Consider the following 17,535-nt stretch of genomic DNA (forward strand, 5'->3'; position numbering starts at 1 on the left):
TCCTATCCCTTGACCGCGCCACCGGTCATACCGGCGGCGACCCGGCGCTGGAGCACCAGGAAGAGGATGAGGACGGGCAGTGCGAAGAGCGTGGAGGCGGCCATGGTGGCGCCCCAGTCGGTACCGAAGACGTTCGAGAACGAGGAGAGCCAGACCGGGAGGGTGCGGTCGTCCTGGTTCTTGATGATCAGCATGTTGGCGAAGGCGAACTCGTTCCAGGCGGTGATGAAGCCGAAGAGCGAGGTGGCGAGCAGTCCGGGCGCGAGGAGGGGGAAGGTGATTCTCCGGAACGCGGCGGCGCGGGTGCAGCCGTCCACCTGGGCGGCCTCCTCCAGCTCTCTGGGGATCGCCGTCAGGAAGCTCCTCAGGGTCACGATGGTGAACGGCAGGGTGACCATGAAGTAGACGAGGGTGAGGGTGGCGAGCCTGTCGAGCATGTCGGTGTCGCGGGCGATGACGTACATCGGGATCAGCAGCGCCTCCCAGGGCGCGACCTGTGCGACGAAGACCATCAGGACGAAGGAGCGGCGGCCTTTCCAGCGCAGCCGGGCCACCGCGAAGGCCGAACCGAGGGCCACCGCCAGGGCCAGCAGCACACAACCGGCCGTAACGATGAGGCTGTTGCGCCAGAAGGACCAGAAGCCGTCGGCGTTCACCGCTGCGGAGAAGTGCTCCAGCGTCAGGGAGGCGGGCAGGAACACGGGCGTCTCGGCCTGGATGTCCGCGGTGGGCTTGAAGGCGGTGAGGACCATCCAGTACACGGGAAAGACGCAGAGTGCGAAGACGATGAGCGCGCCCGCGTTCAGGGGCAGTCGGCGCAGTACGGCGGAGGCGGAGGCGGGGAGAGGTCTCACAGCTCGGCCTCCTGTCGGAACATCTGACGGAAGTAGAGGATCAGCGCGGTGACCAGGAGGAGTACGGTGAGGGTCGCCGCGGCCGCCCCGAGGTCGTAGCGGTGCAGCGACTGCGCCACTCGGTAGGAGTAGACCGGCAGGGTGGTGGTCGCTCCGCCGGGTCCGCCCTTGGTGACGGCCCAGATCTGGGCGAAGCAGCGGAAGACCCAGATGACTTCGAGGCTCAGGACCAGCCCGAAGATCGGCCCCAGGACGGGCAGGGTGATGGAGCGGAAGATCCGCCAGCCGCCGGCGCCGTCGATGCGGGCCGATTCGAAGAGCTCGGTGGGGACCGTGGTCAGCGCGGAGTGCAGGGTGATGGCGGCGAACGGCACGGACTGCCATACGACGAGCAGGACCAGGACGGTGAAGGCCGCCGGTCCGTGTGCCAGCCAGGAATAGTTCTCGAAGGAGTCGAACCCGAGCCGGACCAGCAGCCAGTTGACCACTCCCAGCCGGGAGGAGAAGAGCCACTGGAAGACGGTGGTGGTGGCGATGACGGGGCTGGCCCAGGCGAGGGCCAGCCCGCTCAGGACCAGGGTCCGCATCCGCTTGCCCAGTCGCTGGAGCATCAGCGCGACCCCTGTGCCGATCACCATGATGAGCACGACGTTGACCGCGGTCCACCACAGCGTGCGGCGGACCACCTGCCAGAACTCGCCGTCGCGCAGGATCTCCCGGTAGTTCTCCAGGCCGGCGAAGCCCGCGTCTCCCCGGATCAGTTCCGCCATCCCGTAGTGCTGGAGGGAGATCAGCAGATTGCGGCCGAGGGGGTAGGCGAGCAGGAGGGCGACGCCGATGACGGTGGGCGCGACGAGCAGGTAGGGCCACAGGGAACCGGGAACGGCGCGTCGGCGTGCGGCCGGTGTGGAAGCCGGCGCCGGCGCCGGGGTGGGCGCCGCCCCGGTCGCGGTTGTGGTGGCGGTTGCGACCGGGCCGGTGCTGCGGACGCCGGGGCGCGTCATGCTTCCTTCCCCGGCCGGGCCCCGCTCATGAGTTGAGCGTCTTGCTGATCGCGTCCGAGGCGTCCTTCGCGGCCTTCTCCGGGTCGCTTCCGGTGAGCACGGCGGTCATGTACTCCTTGATCGGGTTGGTGGCCTCGACGGCGGCCCACTGCGGGGAGTTGGGCGTGGCACGTCCTCGCGCGGCCGCGGTGGCCATGGCGGCGGTGCCCTCGTTGTCCTCCAGGGCATCGGCCAGCGACGTCCTGTTGGGCACGTAGCCCATGGTCCTGGCCAGGTCCCTCTGCCACTTCTCTCCGGCGAGCGACTTGACCACCTGATACGCCGCGTCCTGATGGGCGGAGGCAGCGGGAACGATCAGATCCGAACCGCCGGTGAAGGTGGCCCCCGGCCGGCCCGCCGTGTCGCCGGGGATCGGGAAGAAGCCGAGCTTGCCCGCCAGGGCCGGGTTGGCCTGTTCCACGATCCTGGCGCCGCCGGGAACGGCGATGATCTGGGCGACGTTTCCCTGGGCGAAGACGTCCGCCTGCGGCGGTTTGGCCTCGTCGGAATCCTTGGGACCCTTGCCCAGCGCCTGCAGCCGATGGTAGAAGTCCATGCCCCGGAGAGCTTCCGGGCTGTCGAGCGAGCCCTTCCACCGGTCACCGCTCTTCTCGGCGAGCTCTCCCCCCTCCTCCCAGATGAACCCGGCGAGGGTGTACCAGTTCTGCCCGGGAAGATAGATGCCCTGCGTCTCGCCCCGGTTGAGTTTTCCGGTGATTCGCAGCCACTCGTCACGCGTCCTGGGCGGGGAGGTGATTCCGGCCTTCGCGAAGAGATCCTTGTTGTAGATCACGACGCGGTTGGCCGCATACCAGGGGACGCCGTACTGCTTGCCGTCGATCCTCCCCGGCTCGGCGAGGCCGGGAAGCCAGTCACCGCCCCGCAGTTCCTCGACCTTGTCACTCAGGTCGAGGACGCCGCCGCTCTGCGCGTACTGCGCCACCTGGGTGTTCCCCACCTCGATCACGTCGGGGGAGTCCTTGCTCGCGAGCGCGGCGGTGATCTTCTCGCCTATGCCGTCCCACTCCTGTATCTGGATGTCCAGGAGGGTGTCCTCGTGCTGCCGCTCGAAGTCCTTCTCGAATCGCCGGAGGTAGGCGTCGGAGACGCTGTCCTTCATGATCCATACGGTCAGCGTGTCAGGACCGGCCGCCTGCTCGGATCCGGACGGCGAGGTGCTGCAGGCGCTGAGCGCACAAGCGACCGCGAGCGCCGCGGCAGTGGGGATGAAGCGGATCTTCACTGGATTCACCTCGGGAGAGAGTTGACCAGTTGTTCGACTGGACAGCGATGTGGCTCGAAGGTGGCATGGGCCAATGTGGGCGTCAACCCCCCTGGAAAATAAAGGTTCTTCGGTAGGCGGGGGAGCGGGTAGCGCCTAAACTTCCCTTTACCACCAGACCAGTTGTGGGCGGCGAGGCAGAGAGGTCGGAGTCATGGAGAGCAGCTCCTCAGGTGCCGTACTCAAGCGGGAGCGGGTCCGGGAGTTCCTCCTCGGCTTGATCGAGGTGCGCCGACCCGGCGACCCCATTCCCTCGGAACGTACGCTCAGCGCCGAACTGGGCGTCTCCCGGCCCACCCTGCGCGCCGCCGTCGACGAACTCGTCGCCACCGGGCAGCTCGTACGCGAACACGGCCGCGGCATGTTCGTCGCCCCCGCCAAGATCATTCAGGAACTCGTCTCCGACGACGCCGCCTTCGTCGTACCCCGGGCGGGCGGCACCTGGTCCAGCAGGCTGCTGCGACTCGACACCATCCGTGCGGGTGCCCGTATCGGCCGCAAACTGCGCGTTTCCCCGGCTGCCGAAGTGGTCTACATCGCCCGGCTGCGGCTGGTGGACGGGACACCGATCGCGATCGAACACCTCCACATCCCCGCCGACCTGGTCCCCTCCCTCAGCCCGCAGGAACTGGAGGCGGGAGACCTGTACGACCACCTGCGCGAACACCATCAAGTCCACGTCGGCCAGGCGGTGCAGTCCATCGAACCGACCGTCGTCAACGAGGCCGAAGCCGGCGTGCTCGACGTTCCGGTCCTCTCACCCGCCCTGCTGATCGAGCGCCTCACCACCGACGCCGCGGGCCGTCCCGTGGAGTACGTCCACTCCGTCTACCGGGGTGACCGCTACCGCATCGTCTCCCGGCTCGCCCTCGGCGCCACCGCCCCGCATCCACGTCCCGAGAGCCACCACCCGGGCATTCCCCCGGGCGACTTCGCACACGGGGACATCATCACGTCGTCGACGACAGGAGACGCCCGCTGACCGGGCCGACCCGCCGGCGGCGACCACCGCGGGCCGGCGGATCTCCCTGCCGCCGGTCCCGGCGGAGGGCCTGCCGAACAAACGGTTCTGTCTCGCTCTCGGTGGTGACGGTGGGGGCCGCGCCGGCCGGCGCGTGCGAGGCGGCCGCCGCATAGGGCGGCGTACCGCATGCTGCGGCTGGGGGCGTGGCTGCGGCCGGGGTCGCGTTGGGCCCTGGCCAGGTGCAGGTGGCCGTCTGGCGCAGCTCGGGTGGCGGGAACCGGCGCCCTGCTCCCGCTGCGGAGTCCGCCTCCTGCCGCACTGGCACGGCCCGCTGATGTCCGGCGTGCGGAGGGAACTCCGCCCGGTCTGCGATCCGAAGACGCTGCCGAAGCTGTTCGAGGACCGGGAAGCCGAACCCGGGATTTCCGGACACCGATCGGTCCCGTGGCGTGGGGCGTTGCCGTTCGGTGACATTCGTGACGTGGCTGTAGCAACGGCGCAGGGCAACGAAAGGACCCCGTAGCGGGTCGTACAAGCTGTCATGACCAGAAGCGTTCCGGCGGGCCGCCCGACTGGGTCCCGTCCTCCGCATCCGGTCGTCTCGACAGCAACGTATGGGGGAATCATGAACGTTCGCACCCGCGGTACCCGACTCGTGCTGGCCGCGCTGGCCGCCGGGACCGCAGTCACACTGGCCGCCGCCCCCGCGACGGCGGCCGGCTCTCCCCGGTTCCTGGAGCCGGCCGAGATGCCGCCCCACCCGACCTCGCCCTGGTACGCCGGCCCGGTCACCGCAGGACAGCCCGAGCACCCCCCGGTCTGCGGGGGAGAGGCACTGCCGTCCGTCTCCAGCCACCGCGAGTACTGGACCGAGTACGACACCAACGGCTCGCAGGTCACCGTGGTCGAGCGCGACGAGCAGCGGGCCAAGGAGTTCGCCGGCCTGCTGCGCCGGAAGATCGCCGACTGTGCCGAGCGGCTCATGGCGGAGAACCCCGACCTCACCGCGACCCGGAAGGACTACGGCAAGATCCGTGTCGAGGAGGGCGCCACCGTCCACGGCCTGCACACCGTGTCCGCCTGGGGCTCCTCCGACGTCAGCCTGTTCTCGGTGGGCCGGGACGGCAGGACCGTGACGTATGTCCGGTGGGCCCAGATGGGCACCTTCGCACACGCGCAGGTCGCGGACTTCAAGGCGACCACTGTTACGGCTGTCAACAAGCTCTACTGAGCCCTGCCCGGAGCCGCCCGTTTCGCGGAGGCGGAGCGGGCGGTCCCACCCGTCCACAGCCGTCGGTCAAGCACGGTGGCGTCCCCCCGGTGTGCCGAGCCGTGGCAGGGAGCGCCAGGCCCGATCGCCGACGTGCCGCGTGATGGCCGGTGCGGGGCGTCGCGTACCCCGGCGGGCCGGCCGCCGGGGTCGTGGCCGTAGTCGGCACCCGCCTCGGCGAGGCGCACGGAACGCCCGCCGTCCTCACTGAGCCGGGAGGCGAGGGCGCAGCCGGCCACGCCTCCGCCCAGGACCACGATGTCGTACGAGTCGGTGGTCACCCGGCGTCCGTCGCGGCGGTCCGGGACCCGGTGATCGCGGCGGCCTCGGCGAGCAGCGCGGCGCGGCCGATGGCGTCGCTCCCGGTGGCCGGTACGGTGCAGGCGTAGGCCCCGGCGACGGCGCCGTAGAGGGCGCACCGCTCGGGGCTCTCGCCGGCGAGGCGGCCGAAGAGGAAGCCGCAGGCGTAGGCGTCGCCCGCGCCGTTGGAGTCCACGACCGGCTCGCGCGGGGTGACGGCGGGGACGTGGACGAGGTCACCGGCGGCGGTGAGCAGGTAGGAGCCTTCGGATCCGGCGGTGGCGACGACGACCTCGGCCCTGCCCCGCTCCAGGATCCGGCGCATGGTCCGCTCGGTGTCCGTCAGCGCGGTGGTGGAGACGAAGACGACGTCGGCGCCGTAGGCGAAGGCCTCGTGGTACGGGTTCTCGCCGTCCCAGTTGTGCAGGTCCGTGGAGATGGTGAGGCCCGCCTCGCGCAGGAGGGGCAGGGTGAAGGCGCACGGGTAGGTGATGGAGACGTGCGCGTGGCGGCTGGCCGCCGCCAGCTTGCGGACCAGGTCCTCGGGGAGCCGGTCGGAGTCACGTGAGCGGCTGTCGTCGTAGAGCGAGAGCCTGCGGCCGTCCGGGTCGACGAGGTTGACGGCGCGCTTCGTGCCGCCGGGCAGAGGCACTTCGGTGAAGCCGATGTCCCGAGCGCGGTGGAAGGCGCGGATCAGGTCGCCGGACGGGTCGTCGCCGATCATGTCGATGTGGTGTGTCCTCAGACCCAGGGAGCCGAGGCCGAGCGCCACGAAGTCACCGGTCTGCCCCGCGCGGGTCTCGATGCCCGGTCGGATCATGTAGCTGTCGGCGTACGGGAGCGGGAGTTCGGGGACGTACACGATCGTGTCGACGCCCGACCCCCCTAGGACGAGGACGTCGTATTCGCTGCTCATCGCTGTTCCTCCCAGGCGCGGGCGCTGACAACTACCGCGGATCACCAGTGAGTCAAGCAGTCGGCGATCTCGGTCGGCAAGATTTTGCAGGGTCTTCAGCAAGATCTCCCGAAGTGCCCCCGCGGTGCGCGGCGGGCGTGCGGACGTGGGCAACACGGCTGAGGAGGCCGTGCCGGAAGGCTCGACCCGGTGTGGCGGAAACCCTGACTTGCTGCCATCTGCTGAGAGTCGCAGCAATATTTTGCGGGTCGTGGGGGCCGTGACCTGCGCGAACCACGTCCACCCACCTCTGGAGTCGCCGTATGAGCTCGACTGCACCTGCTCGAAAACGGGCGACAGCCGCCCTGACGGGCGCCGGTCTGATCCTCGGTCTGGCCACCGCCCCTGCCGCGCCCGCGCAGCCGGCAGCGGCGGCGCCGAGCGCCAACGGGAGCAAGAAGGTCACCGCCGTCCTGTTCGAGTGGAACTTCGACTCGATCGCCCGGGAGCGCACGCGCACCCTCGGGCCCAAGGGGTACGGCTACGTACAGGTCTCTCCGCCGCAGGAGCGCATCCAGGGCGGCGCACGGTGGACCGCGTACCAGCCGGTCAGCTGCAAGATCCAGGGCCCCTCGGCGACCGCAACTCCTTCCGGAACATGGTCGACAGCTGTCATGACGCGGGTGTGAAGGCCGTCGTCGACGCCCTTCTCCACCACATGGCGTCCGGCCCGGGCACCGGGACCGCCGGCACGCGGTACAGCAAGTGCGACTACCCGGGTGCCTCCTCGGACGGGGGCTTCCACGGCTGCCGGCGCCCCGTCGGCAGCGACTACACCGACCGCTGCAACGTGCAGGGGCGCACCACCCCGTCCGTGGAACGAAGTGCCTGCCGAGCCCGTCGACGACCGACCGCATCACCGGGTGCCGGCCCGGACCCTGAGAGCGGACGCGGGGCTTCACCCCGGTGCTCGGCTGTGCCGACCGGCGCGAGGCGTTCGAGGGTCTGCGCCGCGGGCCGCACGGGGAGGCGGACAGCAGCGCTCCTGCGGACCGCGGCACGGGCTTGCTCGTCAGCGCCCGACGACTCGTCGCCGGCGGATCAAGAGCCTGGCCATGCACGGGCCATCGCCGGTCCCCACGACTCCAAGGCCCCCTTTCGGCCGGCCGCAAGGCAATGCCCCGTGTACCACCAGCGGACGAAGAACCCTGCTCATGAGCTGTTCAGCGGAGAGACCGGGTTTCCTCCGGGCGCGCACGAAGGGCGTCCGACCCGGGCATGTGCCCGCCGGACGCCCTTCATGAGATGCGCTCAGCGGATCGGCGTCACCCCGCAGGGCCGGCCGTTCAGCCTGAAGACCCGGGGGTCGTTCACCTGGCCGGCCGACTTCCCGTTGAAGCCGAACCGGGCGGTTCCACCGGGAGGCAGGCTCGCGTTCCAGCTCAGCGGCGTGGCCACGACCTGAGGGCCGGTCTGGGAAACGGTGACCCCCCATGTGTCGGTCACCCGCTGCGTGTCGGCGAACGACCACGTGAGCTGCCAGGGGCTGAGCGCCCGGGTGGCGGTGTTCTTCAGCACGACCTGGGTGGTGAAGCCACCGTCCCACCGCTGTGAGGTGTACGCGACCTCGCAGGCCGCCGCCCGGTTCTCGCCGCCGCCCAGGTCGTCGGCGTAACCGGCGATCCAGGCCAGGGGGGCGTTCCAGTTGATGGTGACCTCGTTCGTCGCCCACGATTCGATGTGGTCGATGTAGCACATCGCCGGGGCGCACCCCTTCAGCCTGCTCTGCGCCACCGGGTCCTGGATCGCGTCGTTCGGTCCGCCGGCGAGGGAGCCGGGCGCGGGGTTCGGCAGGGACGGATCGAGCTGGTGGGCCCAGAACCGGTGGTGCTGGTTGCGCGCGTCCCGCTCGCCGTAGCCGGTGACGTACGAGGTGTTGAGCGGGTTGCGGCCCAGGAGGTAGTCCAGCCCGCGCAGCACGGCGTCCCGGTAGGCGGCCTTGCCGGTCAGGTCGTGCGCTGTGCCCAGGACCACCATGTTGTTGGCGACCTGGCCGTTCGAGCCCCACACGTAGTGGCCGTCGGAGGGGGCGTACGGAACGCCGTACGCGGCCTTGCCGGAGTCGGCCGCGTAACCGTCCGCCGCTCGCGTCACCGTGCCGCGCACCGCCTTGAGCTGGTCGGCGGAGAGCCGGTTGGGCACGGTCGCCAGATCCAGGGCGCCCAGGCCCGCCGTCGATCCCCACGAGATGCCGCCACGCGGGAAGACGGCGTCGGTGACGCCGTGCAGCGGTGAGCCGAGAACTTCCTGACGGTAGACGTCCTGCCCGGTGGTGATGAACAGTTCCGCCGCCGCCCAGTAGAACTCGTCCCGTACATCGGTGTCGGGGTACGCGCCGCCGCCCGTTCCGTCGTCGGGGTCGGCCAGGACGTCCGGGTGGGCCTTCGCCGCGTTCCAGGCGGTACGGGCGGCCTGGCCGCAGCGGGACGCGAAGGCGGCGTCGTACGGGGCGAAGAGGCGGGCGCACTGGGCGGCTGTGGCCGCCAGGTTGAGGGTGGCCGCGGTGGACGGCGGATGCAGTTCGCGGGGCTGGGGGTCACGGTCGGGCCGGGTCGGCAGCCCGGTCCACGCCTTGTCGTGGAGCTTGTGGTGCGCCATGCCGGCCAGCGGCTCGCCCGCCGGGACCTGCATGCGCATCAGGAAGTCCATCTCCCAGCGGGCCTCGTCGAGGATGTCGGGGATGGCGTTGCCGTGCTCCGGCAGCGGGAGTTCGCCGTCGCCCAGCGGTGCGGGGTCGGCGCTCTCCTCGGTCAGGGTCCGTTCGAAGGCCGACATCAACTGGGCCACGGAGATGCCGCCGTTGACGACGTACTTTCCGTGGTCACCGGCGTCGTACCAACCGCCGGCCGCGTCGAGGCGGTAGTCGCACACGCCGGGCTGGCACGGCACGTCGTTGTCACCCTGGTTGGGGCTCACATTGACGTGGCCGGCCGGGCGGGCGTACTCCTCCCCGACAAGGTCCGCGTCGATCTCGATGCCGCTGCGGTTGTGGTAGAAGTACGCGAGCGCGTCGGTGCGCAGCGACGCGTAGAGGTCGTCGCCGATGGCGAACGGCTCGCTCCTGTCCTCCGCGACCGTGACGGTGTAGCCCTGTCCGGGGGTGGTGAATGTGCCGAAGTCGAAGGTGTGGACGTTCTGCCGTGAGGTGGTGTCGATGCCCGCCGGGGTGGTCGTGCCACTGGCCCGCCGGGTCCCGTCGGCCGCGTCGAGCGTCCAGGGAAGCGGCTCGGTCGCCTCGGTGACGTACGTGCCGTTCTTCGGGCCGTGGGTGAGGTAGCCGACCTGGTTGACGCGGACAGGGGAACCGGTGTCCGGTTCGTACGGGGGCGGTGCGGTGCCGCCGCGCAGCGACACCTCGTCGACGCAGAAGGTGAACGCCTTCTCACTGCCGCCGAGTTGGAAGACCAGCTGGGCGGCGTCGTGGTCGGCCGCCGCCGTGAAGGTATGGCTGACGCGCTCGGCGCCCTCCCCGACCTGCTGCGTCGCGGAGAGCTCCGTGGTCCAGGGCTCGGCCCCCAGCTGCACGTTGGTACGGATGGTGAGTGGCACCGTCGAGGTCGCCGTGTAGCTGAGCGTGTACCCCTCGCCGGCGGCGAGAGCGAGCGCGTTCTGCCCGATGATGGCGTCCCACGGGTTCACTGTGCCTGCCGGGACATCCGCGCACAGGCGTCCGTCCACGACCGCGCCGGGACTGCTCTCGGTCCACCACCAGGGGGTGGTGCCTTCGGAGAAGTCGCCGTTGGCGATGAGTTCGGGCGCTTCGTCGGCCGGTTCGACGGCGGGGGCGGGTGAGGCGGCGGCGGGTGAGGTGACCACCGTGCCGGCCAGCAGGCCGGCGAGGACGGCCAGGGCGGCGGCTCCCGTCGTCAAGCGGATGCGGCGCCGAGTCGTACGGGAAGGGGGAGGCTGGTGATGCGACACGCCGGGTCCTCCAGCGGGGAGTAGGGAGGTGCGCGGGGCCTGGGGCAGGGGGGAGTTGCGCGTGCGGTGGGGATAGCTTTGGGAGCGCTCCCAATGTCCGAGGTCGCGGATGCCGCGTCAAGACGTCGGACGAGGACCGTCGTTTTCACCCGCAGCCACGCGACGGACCGTGTGCGCGGCGTCATGGGTGTTTCGGTCCAGGCCATTCCCGACTCATCAGTAACGGGCTACGTTGCGTGCCCAGTTGTCACTTCTGGCCGCAGCCGTCGCGCTGATTTGCCCTGGGCGGAACCCCATGTCTGGCTCAATCTCCCTGCACAGCGTTTCCAAGACGTACGACCGGGCCGTTCGCGCCGTCGACCGCGTCTCCCTCGACATCGCTCCCGGTGAGTTCCTCGTGCTGCTCGGCCCTTCCGGGTGCGGCAAATCAACCGTCCTCCGCATGATCGCCGGGCTTGAGGACATCACCGCAGGAGATCTGTACCTCGACGGCGAGTACGCCAATCACCTGCCGCCGGGGCAGCGCGGCATGGCCATGGTCTTCCAGAACTTCGCCCTTTATCCGAACATGACCAGCCGCGACAACATCGGCTTCCCCCTGCGTTTCGAGGCCCCCGGGGAGGACTCCGGCCCACGCGTCGAGGCCACCGCCCGGATGCTCGGCATCGAGGACCTCCTCGACCGCTACCCCGGGCAGCTCTCCGGCGGTGAACGGCAGCGCGTCGCCATGGGGCGGGCCGTCTCCCGGCGGCCCTCCGTCTTCCTGATGGACGAACCGCTGTCCAATCTCGACGCCGAACTGCGCAGCCGTCTGCGCTCCGAGATCGCGCGGCTCACCCGCGAACTGGGCGTAACTACCGTGTACGTCACGCACGATCAGTCCGAGGCGATGTCACTCGGCGACCGGGTCGCGGTCATGCGCGGCGGAGTGCTCCAGCAACTCGGCCCGCCCCGGGACGCCTACGGACTGCCGGAGAACATCTTCGTCGCCGCGTTCGTCGGAACCCCGCGGATCAACCTGCTCCAGGCCGTCGTGCACGCGCCGCTGGAGGGCGCGATGTCGATCGCTCTCGGCGCGCAGCGGCTGCGCCTTCCCGAGCCCCTCGCCCCCGACCACCAGTTGCTCCGCATCCAGCAGGGCAGACCGGTCGTCGTCGGGCTGCGCCCGGAGGCCGTACGGATCGCCACGCCAAGTGAGGCCCGCCCCGGTGAGGTCGCGATCAGCGGTCTGGTCGAGCACCTGGAGTACCAGGGGCACGAGGCACTCGTGCACCTCAACACCGGCTCACAGCCCGCCGTCGTACCGGATCTGGAGCCGTCGCGGTCGCAACCTGCCGTACGCCGCCGCCGGGGCACTCCGGCGCCGGGCATGCTGTCCCGGCTGAGGGAGCGGGCGGCGCGGCAAGTCGCGGGACCGGTCGTGGTCATCGACGAGCCGGACCCCGCGCCCCCGCCCGGGGGCATCGCGTACGACTCGGAACGCCCCCCGCCCGGGACGGGCGACCTGGTCGTCCGTACCGGTCCGGACACGCGGCTGCGGAGCGGCACGCAGGTTCCGCTCCTCGTCGACCTCGCGCATCTGTACGTCTTCGACCACTACGGCCGCAGGATCTGTCCGGCACCGGCCGATCTGCCCGGCCTCGACGTCCCACCTCTCTGAGGCCGTCGTGATGCCGCTGCCCCACCTGCGTGGGGCAGCGGTGGAGCGTCCTCGGTCGGGCGCAGTCCTCCCCGTTCCGTGTGAAGCCCGTGGGCACACCGGAGCTGGGCGAGGAACTGCCGATCCACAGGGTTCTCGCAGCGTCCACGCCGGCCGCACCCGAGGTCGCCTGCCACCCCTGCGTCATCGCTGACTGCCCCGGCTTCCCGGAGACGGGGCGCACGCCACCCGGCCACCCCTTGAGCAGGTGCGGCCGGACGCGCGTCGCCCCCTCGGCCAGGTTCGCCACCTGGCACGCTTCCCTTCGACAGCCCCTGTTTCAGCCGCCGATCAGGGCGCCGTGCCGACCGGTCAGCCGATGATGGCGACCGGGGCGTCCCAGGCGTTGCGGTCGACGGTGATGGTGTGACCGCCGCGGGTCTCCCTGCTGTTGGCCTTGTACTGGTGGCCGCGGCTGTGGTCGGTGTACAGGTTCGGATTCCACGGCCAGTCCCTGGTGGTGGTCTCCTGGCCGTTCCACAGGGCGTACCAGAGGTTGCCCGGCAGGTCCGTGCGGTCCTTGGCGGTGGCGATCGCCTTGGCGCTGGAGCTGCTGAAGCCGTAGAGGCCGGCGCGGTAGGTCTTGGCGCGCAGGGTCTTGGTGAAAGACCGCACGTAGGTAAGGGTGGCGTCGTTGCACGCCTTGTCGGCGATGTCGTACGACTCCATGTTGAGGTAGACGGGGCTGCCGGCCTTCATGCCGAGCGCCGAGGCCTTGGCGATCGCGTCGTTGGCGTTGCTCACCCCGACCGAGGCCGCGGTGGCCGCGGTGAACCTCTCCTTGTTCCTGCTCTTCTGGCAGGGCGGCTGGGCGCCGACGTACAGGGGGATGACCCGCCAGCCGAGCGTGTTGACCGACTTCACCCAGGACCTGGTCAGGTTGGGCTGGGCGCAGCCACGGTTCTTGCCGCCGACGTAGACCGCGACGCCGCCGTAGTAGGCGTCCCTCTTCCATGCCTTCATCGCGGTGAGCGAGGGCGCCGTGCAGGCGTCGAACGCCCGCCCCGTGTAGGTCTTCTGCGCCGGCCATGCCGGGGCGGCCACCGAGGTCTGCGCCGCGACCCCGGCACCGGCCACGACGACGGCACCCGTCGCCGCCAAGGCGATGTAACGGTTCTTCCTGGACAACCGGTGTTTCGGCATTCCCCACCCCATACGACATGTCAGATAGAGCTCCGGTACTCCGGAGCGGGACCGCGACCAATCCCGGCTCAGTCTCGCAGGTCGCACCAGCGGTCGCTCCACCAGCCGGCACTCGGTGCTGTCGCCGTCAAACCTGCTCGTGTGCGCGGCAGATGCCATGCGACAGGACCGCGAAGGGGGAGCTGCTGCAAGCGTTGGGGTCCTTTCAGAGGGCGACGCCCGATCAGCTGTGGAAGTCGGCCGGCCCGACAAGTCCACGCGGGACAACCTCCTGGATCTGGGGGACCGTCACCTGGCGAGGATCGCATCGGTCCGGGACGACCAGAGGCAGGTGCGGGTGCTCACCGAGCGAGGACACCGCGAGGCGAAGAAGCCGCTGGAGCCGAAAGGCATACGGGTCCCGGCGCTGCGCGAAGAGGAGTACGACCCGGACACCGGGGAGCTGCTCGCAGGCGGCTACGGCGACCACGCCGCGGCGGTCACCCCGACGGCCGCCGAAGTCGCCCGCGAGCAGGCGGCGATGCGGCTGGCCTCGGACGACGACCGCGGCCAGGAGCCGGGCAAGCATCGCCGCGGCCTGTTCCGTACCGCAGCTGATCCGGCCGTCTTGAAGCGAGGCCGGAGCCCGTCGGGCCGGCGGGAAAGCCTGTGGGGGCACAGCGCGAGTACATTAAAGCCAAATTTCGACCATAAGGTCTGTTTAGAGCCATTGGATCATCATGTGAAATATGTGGTGGTGTGTTAGTGCGTAGGTTGAGGGTGTCGGCCGTGGAGCATCTGCGGCCGCGCACTTCGAGAGGTTTCCTCATGCGCTTCATGCGCACGACTGCTCTTCCCCGGACCCTGCTGGTTGCCGCGATCGCCGTGGCCGGTCTCACCGCTGCCCCCACCCTCGCTTCCGCGACGACCCTCGCTGAGACGGGCAGCGCCCGCACCCTCAGCGGCTTCAGCCTCCTGGGCCTTCCCGGGGCCAACGGAGCCAACGGCACAGGCACCAGTGGCGGGACCGGTGGCCTCGGCGGGACCGGCGGCGCCGCCGGCGCGAACGGAAACGGAGGCACCGGCGGCGTCGGCGGCGACGCGAGCGGCAGCGCCAGTGTCGGCGGCGCGGGCGGCGCCGGAGGCGCCGGGGGCGCCAACGGCAACGGCGGGACCGGCGGCTCGGGCGGTGGCGCCACCCTCGGCGGCAAGGGCGGCAAGGGTGGTGTGGGCGGCGTCGGCGACGCGGGTACCGGTATCGCCGGCGGCAAGGGCGGCAACGGCGGAGCGTCCACGGTGGGCGGTGGCCACAAGGGCGGCACCGGCGGCGCGGGTGGCGCCGCGAGCCCGGTGTGTCCCGGCAAGCCCGGCGGCAACGGTACGGCCGCCACGTTCAACGCGGACGGCACCACCGGCGCCGCAGGCGCCGCCGGGAAGTCCACACTTCCCTGCTGAACCGAGCCTGCGGGGATCACCGGACCAACCCCCGTAGGACAACACCCATCCCTCGGTGCCGCCCCGCCCCCGCAGACGCTGCGGGGGCGGGGCGGTTCCGGCCGGGCCGCGCCGTGTGATCCCGGTCCGCACGGTGTGCCCGGAGCCGAACGGCGGCTTGCTCCGGTCCGAGCGGGGTGCCGGCGGCGGCCAGGTCCGCCAGGTCCTCGCGCCGGCAGACCTGCGGGATGCCCCGCACGCTGATCCACGGCCTCTCCTGGAGCGTCCGCCTCACCGGCCCTGACGTCGCACTGGAAGTCACGTTCGGCAAACGCCAGGAGCTTCCGCTCCACGCGGATGGGGGAGCCCGCCACACCGCGCCCTTGACCGAGGGGGCCGGTGCGTGGGGCGGCTCCGGGGGGCGTGGGGGCGGTGGCGGGATTTCTCGGAGGGGTTTCCTAGCCGGCGATGAGCGGGGTGTCGTCCTCGACGAGCAGTTTCAGCGCACCCCGGTGCTCCTCCGCCTGCGCCGTGGCCGTCCCGCCGAGTTCCTGGACCCGCTGGATGGTGCGGTCGAAGTACCCCCCGAAGCCCGTCTTCAGAGTGCTGAGGCACAGATCCTCGTAACAGACGCGGACGACCTGCTGCTCGGCGCGCAGGGTGACGGTGAACTCCTTGTCCCGGGTCCGCTCCGCGAATGCCTCACGGGCCCCGGGTTCCCAGGATGTCCAGTGACCGATGAACCCGAGAATCCGCTCCGGACGGACGGTGCGGGCACAGCTGACAGCCATCCGCTGAAGCTCCTCCCACCAGGGCAGCATCAGCCGGGGACTGTCGATCCCATACTCGGTGCCGTCGGCGGCCCGCACGCGGCGGGCGGCACCCTCGGGGTCGTCCGCGTCGCATTCGTCGCGGTGACACGGCGTGAGGCCGACGAAGGCGTGGCATCCGAGCGGCCGGTCCGTGAGGGCCGCCAGGCTGCGCAGGGCTGCGCCCAGGGACACCAGATTGCGGTCGTACATGTAGCCGAGGTGCCGGTCGATGTACGTGCCGCCGTGCGAGGGAGGCGCGGCCACACTGATGGCGTGGGGGTTGTAGTCGTTGTCGGGGCGGGGGACGAGCTGCACCGCGACGTGCAGCCGCCGCTCACCCTCAAAGGAGCCCGGCGCAGGCGTCAGGCTCCCTTTCCGCTTCTGCCGTCCGGCATCCGAGAGTTCCCGCTGGACGAAGGCGTCGAAGGGCTCGAGTGTGTCGTCCCACAGGCCGACCCCCAGGGCGAACTTCGCCTTCCCGGCCGGGATCATGAGCATTCCCGACGCGGGATCGACGGCTATCGACTGCGGCGTTCCGTCCACGGACCTGGTCCCTCTCCGACAGAGCGGTCCGTGGGGGCGCACCGCGTTTCCTTGATCGTCGGCGAGCAGGATACCGACAGACCTGCGGCGGGCCGGTCAGCAGCCCCGCAGTTCCTTCCGCCCCGGCAAGACACCTGACCGGCGGTGTCGCCCAGGTCGGCGAGGGGGTGGTGGTGCCGCTGCCAGTCCAGCGGCCACGGGCAGTCCCCAGTCCTTGTCGATCGCCATCGGCTGCGCGGCCCGGATCTCCGCGCGCTCAGGGTCCTTGCCCAGGCCGCCCTTGCGCCGCGGGCTGCCGGACACTGCCCGATGGACATCATTGCCTCACCCTGCCGTACCTTCGTAGCATCCCGTGAGGTGCACATCTACGGCCGCAAACAGTGTGATGGCACCGTCTTCGCTCCTGGTGGGCGAGGCCGACCGGAAGGCGCTCCGAACATGACTGGGCAACACGACCGCTGGGCGGAACTGACCGGCGGACAAGCTGGAGAGGAGTACGCCCAGCGTTTCGCGCAACTCGCCGCATCAGGTCACGACATTCACGGCGAGGCCGCCTTTTGCGCCGCATTGCTGAAGCCTGCCGCCCGGGTACTCGACGCCGGCTGCGGCACCGGTCGGATCGCGATCAGACTCGCGCAGCTGGGCCACTACTGCACCGGCGTAGACGTCGACTCCTCGATGCTCGCCGTAGCCCGCCGAGACGCCCCCGCGCAGGAATGGCTCCTCGGCGACCTGGCCCGTCTGGACACCCTCGGCCTGAATCAGGGCTTCGACCTGGTGCTCGCCGCCGGAAACGTCATCCCCCTGCTGGCCCCCGGCACCGAATCAGTTGTCGTTCGGCAGCTGGCCGCCGCACTGCGCTCCGGTGGTCTGCTGGTCACGGGCATGGGACTGGACGCGGCACACCTGCCGCTGCCGGAACCGCCGGTGACGCTTGCGGAGTTCGACCACTGGTGTATTCAGGCCGGACTGACCTTGCGGCAGCGCTACGCGACCTGGAACGGCGATCCCTATGACCAAGGCTGCGGCTACGCCGTCAGCGTGCACTCCCGCCCCGCCGTGTGAGTCCGCGCCTTCTCCGCGACGGTCCGGCCCGGGCACGCGCCCGAGCGACCCCACGCCGTGATCGTCCGCACCACGAGAGGGGCGGCAGGGCGCCGGCCGCGGCCACGCACCCGATCCGGAGCCTGACCCCGGCGGGACAGAAGGCTCCGGCCGGCAGCAACGAGCTGCCGCCCGGTCCGAAGGCCGGCGCCGGCGCGAAGGCCGTCGGGCCGGGTCCCGCCCGTCACCTGCCATCAAGCGGGCCAGGGTGCGGGCCCGGAGGCTGTTGGAG

Annotated in this window: 15 protein-coding genes; 7 read left to right on the top strand and 8 right to left on the bottom strand. The window is 70.7% G+C overall.

Features of this window, described 5'->3' with window-relative positions:
* Positions 1-2 precede the first annotated feature (2 nt).
* The 3 genes from ABD374_RS12205 to ABD374_RS12215 form a co-directional block, all read right to left on the bottom strand.
* Positions 3-752: a carbohydrate ABC transporter permease gene (locus tag ABD374_RS12205; protein ID WP_344494497.1), complete on the bottom strand. Its 750-nt coding sequence runs from the start codon at positions 750-752 to the stop codon at positions 3-5.
* A gap of 98 nt (positions 753-850) precedes the next feature.
* On the bottom strand, positions 851-1,858 hold the full coding sequence (locus ABD374_RS12210; protein WP_344494388.1) for a carbohydrate ABC transporter permease: 1,008 nt from the start codon (positions 1,856-1,858) through the stop codon (positions 851-853).
* 25 nt (positions 1,859-1,883) lie between these two features.
* Positions 1,884-3,140, bottom strand: a complete 1,257-nt coding sequence (locus tag ABD374_RS12215; RefSeq protein WP_344494390.1) for an extracellular solute-binding protein — start codon at positions 3,138-3,140, stop codon at positions 1,884-1,886.
* Between the two features lie 193 nt (positions 3,141-3,333).
* On the opposite strand from ABD374_RS12215, the gene ABD374_RS12220 reads away from it, so the two are divergent.
* The gene (locus ABD374_RS12220) at positions 3,334-4,161 is read left to right on the top strand and encodes a GntR family transcriptional regulator (RefSeq protein ID WP_344494392.1); all 828 of its coding nucleotides are present in this window, start codon (positions 3,334-3,336) and stop codon (positions 4,159-4,161) included.
* Positions 4,162-4,768: 607 nt separating this feature from the next.
* Entirely contained in the window at positions 4,769-5,374 is a 606-nt protein-coding gene (locus tag ABD374_RS12225; protein WP_344494394.1) for a hypothetical protein, read from the top strand.
* Here ABD374_RS12225 and ABD374_RS12230 read toward each other — a convergent pair.
* Together ABD374_RS12230 and ABD374_RS12235 are read right to left on the bottom strand one after the other, a co-directional pair.
* Positions 5,368-5,694, bottom strand: coding sequence for a hypothetical protein (locus ABD374_RS12230; protein WP_344494396.1), 327 nt, complete (start codon positions 5,692-5,694; stop codon positions 5,368-5,370). The two genes, ABD374_RS12225 and ABD374_RS12230, sit on opposite strands and share 7 nt — an antisense overlap.
* On the bottom strand, positions 5,691-6,629 hold the full coding sequence (locus tag ABD374_RS12235) for an adenosine kinase (protein WP_344494398.1): 939 nt from the start codon (positions 6,627-6,629) through the stop codon (positions 5,691-5,693). The genes ABD374_RS12230 and ABD374_RS12235 overlap by 4 nt, the downstream gene beginning before the upstream one ends.
* Before the next feature lie 302 nt (positions 6,630-6,931).
* Here ABD374_RS12235 and ABD374_RS12240 point away from each other — a divergent pair, with 302 nt between their 5' ends.
* Entirely contained in the window at positions 6,932-7,297 is a 366-nt protein-coding gene (locus ABD374_RS12240) for a hypothetical protein (protein WP_425577201.1), read from the top strand.
* Between the two features lie 622 nt (positions 7,298-7,919).
* Here the strand turns inward: ABD374_RS12240 and ABD374_RS12245 are convergent.
* On the bottom strand, positions 7,920-10,517 hold the full coding sequence (locus ABD374_RS12245; protein WP_425577210.1) for a glycoside hydrolase family 9 protein: 2,598 nt from the start codon (positions 10,515-10,517) through the stop codon (positions 7,920-7,922).
* Positions 10,518-10,884: 367 nt separating this feature from the next.
* Between ABD374_RS12245 and ABD374_RS12250 the strand changes: the two genes are divergently transcribed.
* Positions 10,885-12,249, top strand: coding sequence for an ABC transporter ATP-binding protein (locus tag ABD374_RS12250; protein WP_344494400.1), 1,365 nt, complete (start codon positions 10,885-10,887; stop codon positions 12,247-12,249).
* Positions 12,250-12,600: 351 nt separating this feature from the next.
* On the opposite strand, the gene ABD374_RS12255 is transcribed toward ABD374_RS12250, so the two are convergent.
* Positions 12,601-13,431, bottom strand: a complete 831-nt coding sequence (locus ABD374_RS12255) for a glycoside hydrolase domain-containing protein (protein WP_344494402.1) — start codon at positions 13,429-13,431, stop codon at positions 12,601-12,603.
* Between the two features lie 337 nt (positions 13,432-13,768).
* Between ABD374_RS12255 and ABD374_RS12260 the strand changes: the two genes are divergently transcribed.
* Positions 13,769-14,176, top strand: coding sequence for a hypothetical protein (locus ABD374_RS12260; protein ID WP_344494404.1), 408 nt, complete (start codon positions 13,769-13,771; stop codon positions 14,174-14,176).
* 71 nt (positions 14,177-14,247) lie between these two features.
* The gene (locus ABD374_RS12265; protein ID WP_344494406.1) at positions 14,248-14,865 is read left to right on the top strand and encodes a hypothetical protein; all 618 of its coding nucleotides are present in this window, start codon (positions 14,248-14,250) and stop codon (positions 14,863-14,865) included.
* Between the two features lie 437 nt (positions 14,866-15,302).
* Here ABD374_RS12265 and ABD374_RS12270 read toward each other — a convergent pair whose 3' ends face one another.
* Complete coding sequence (locus ABD374_RS12270) at positions 15,303-16,199, bottom strand: hypothetical protein (RefSeq protein WP_344494407.1); 897 nt, start codon at positions 16,197-16,199, stop codon at positions 15,303-15,305.
* 438 nt (positions 16,200-16,637) lie between these two features.
* Here ABD374_RS12270 and ABD374_RS12280 point away from each other — a divergent pair, with 438 nt between their 5' ends.
* Positions 16,638-17,264 carry a class I SAM-dependent methyltransferase gene (locus ABD374_RS12280; RefSeq protein ID WP_344494408.1) on the top strand — a complete coding sequence of 209 codons (627 nt, stop codon included), beginning with the start codon at positions 16,638-16,640 and terminating at the stop codon, positions 17,262-17,264.
* Positions 17,265-17,535: the final 271 nt, after the last annotated feature.

The sequence above is a fragment of the Streptomyces enissocaesilis genome (assembly GCF_039533765.1).
GTDB lineage: Bacteria > Actinomycetota > Actinomycetes > Streptomycetales > Streptomycetaceae > Streptomyces > Streptomyces enissocaesilis.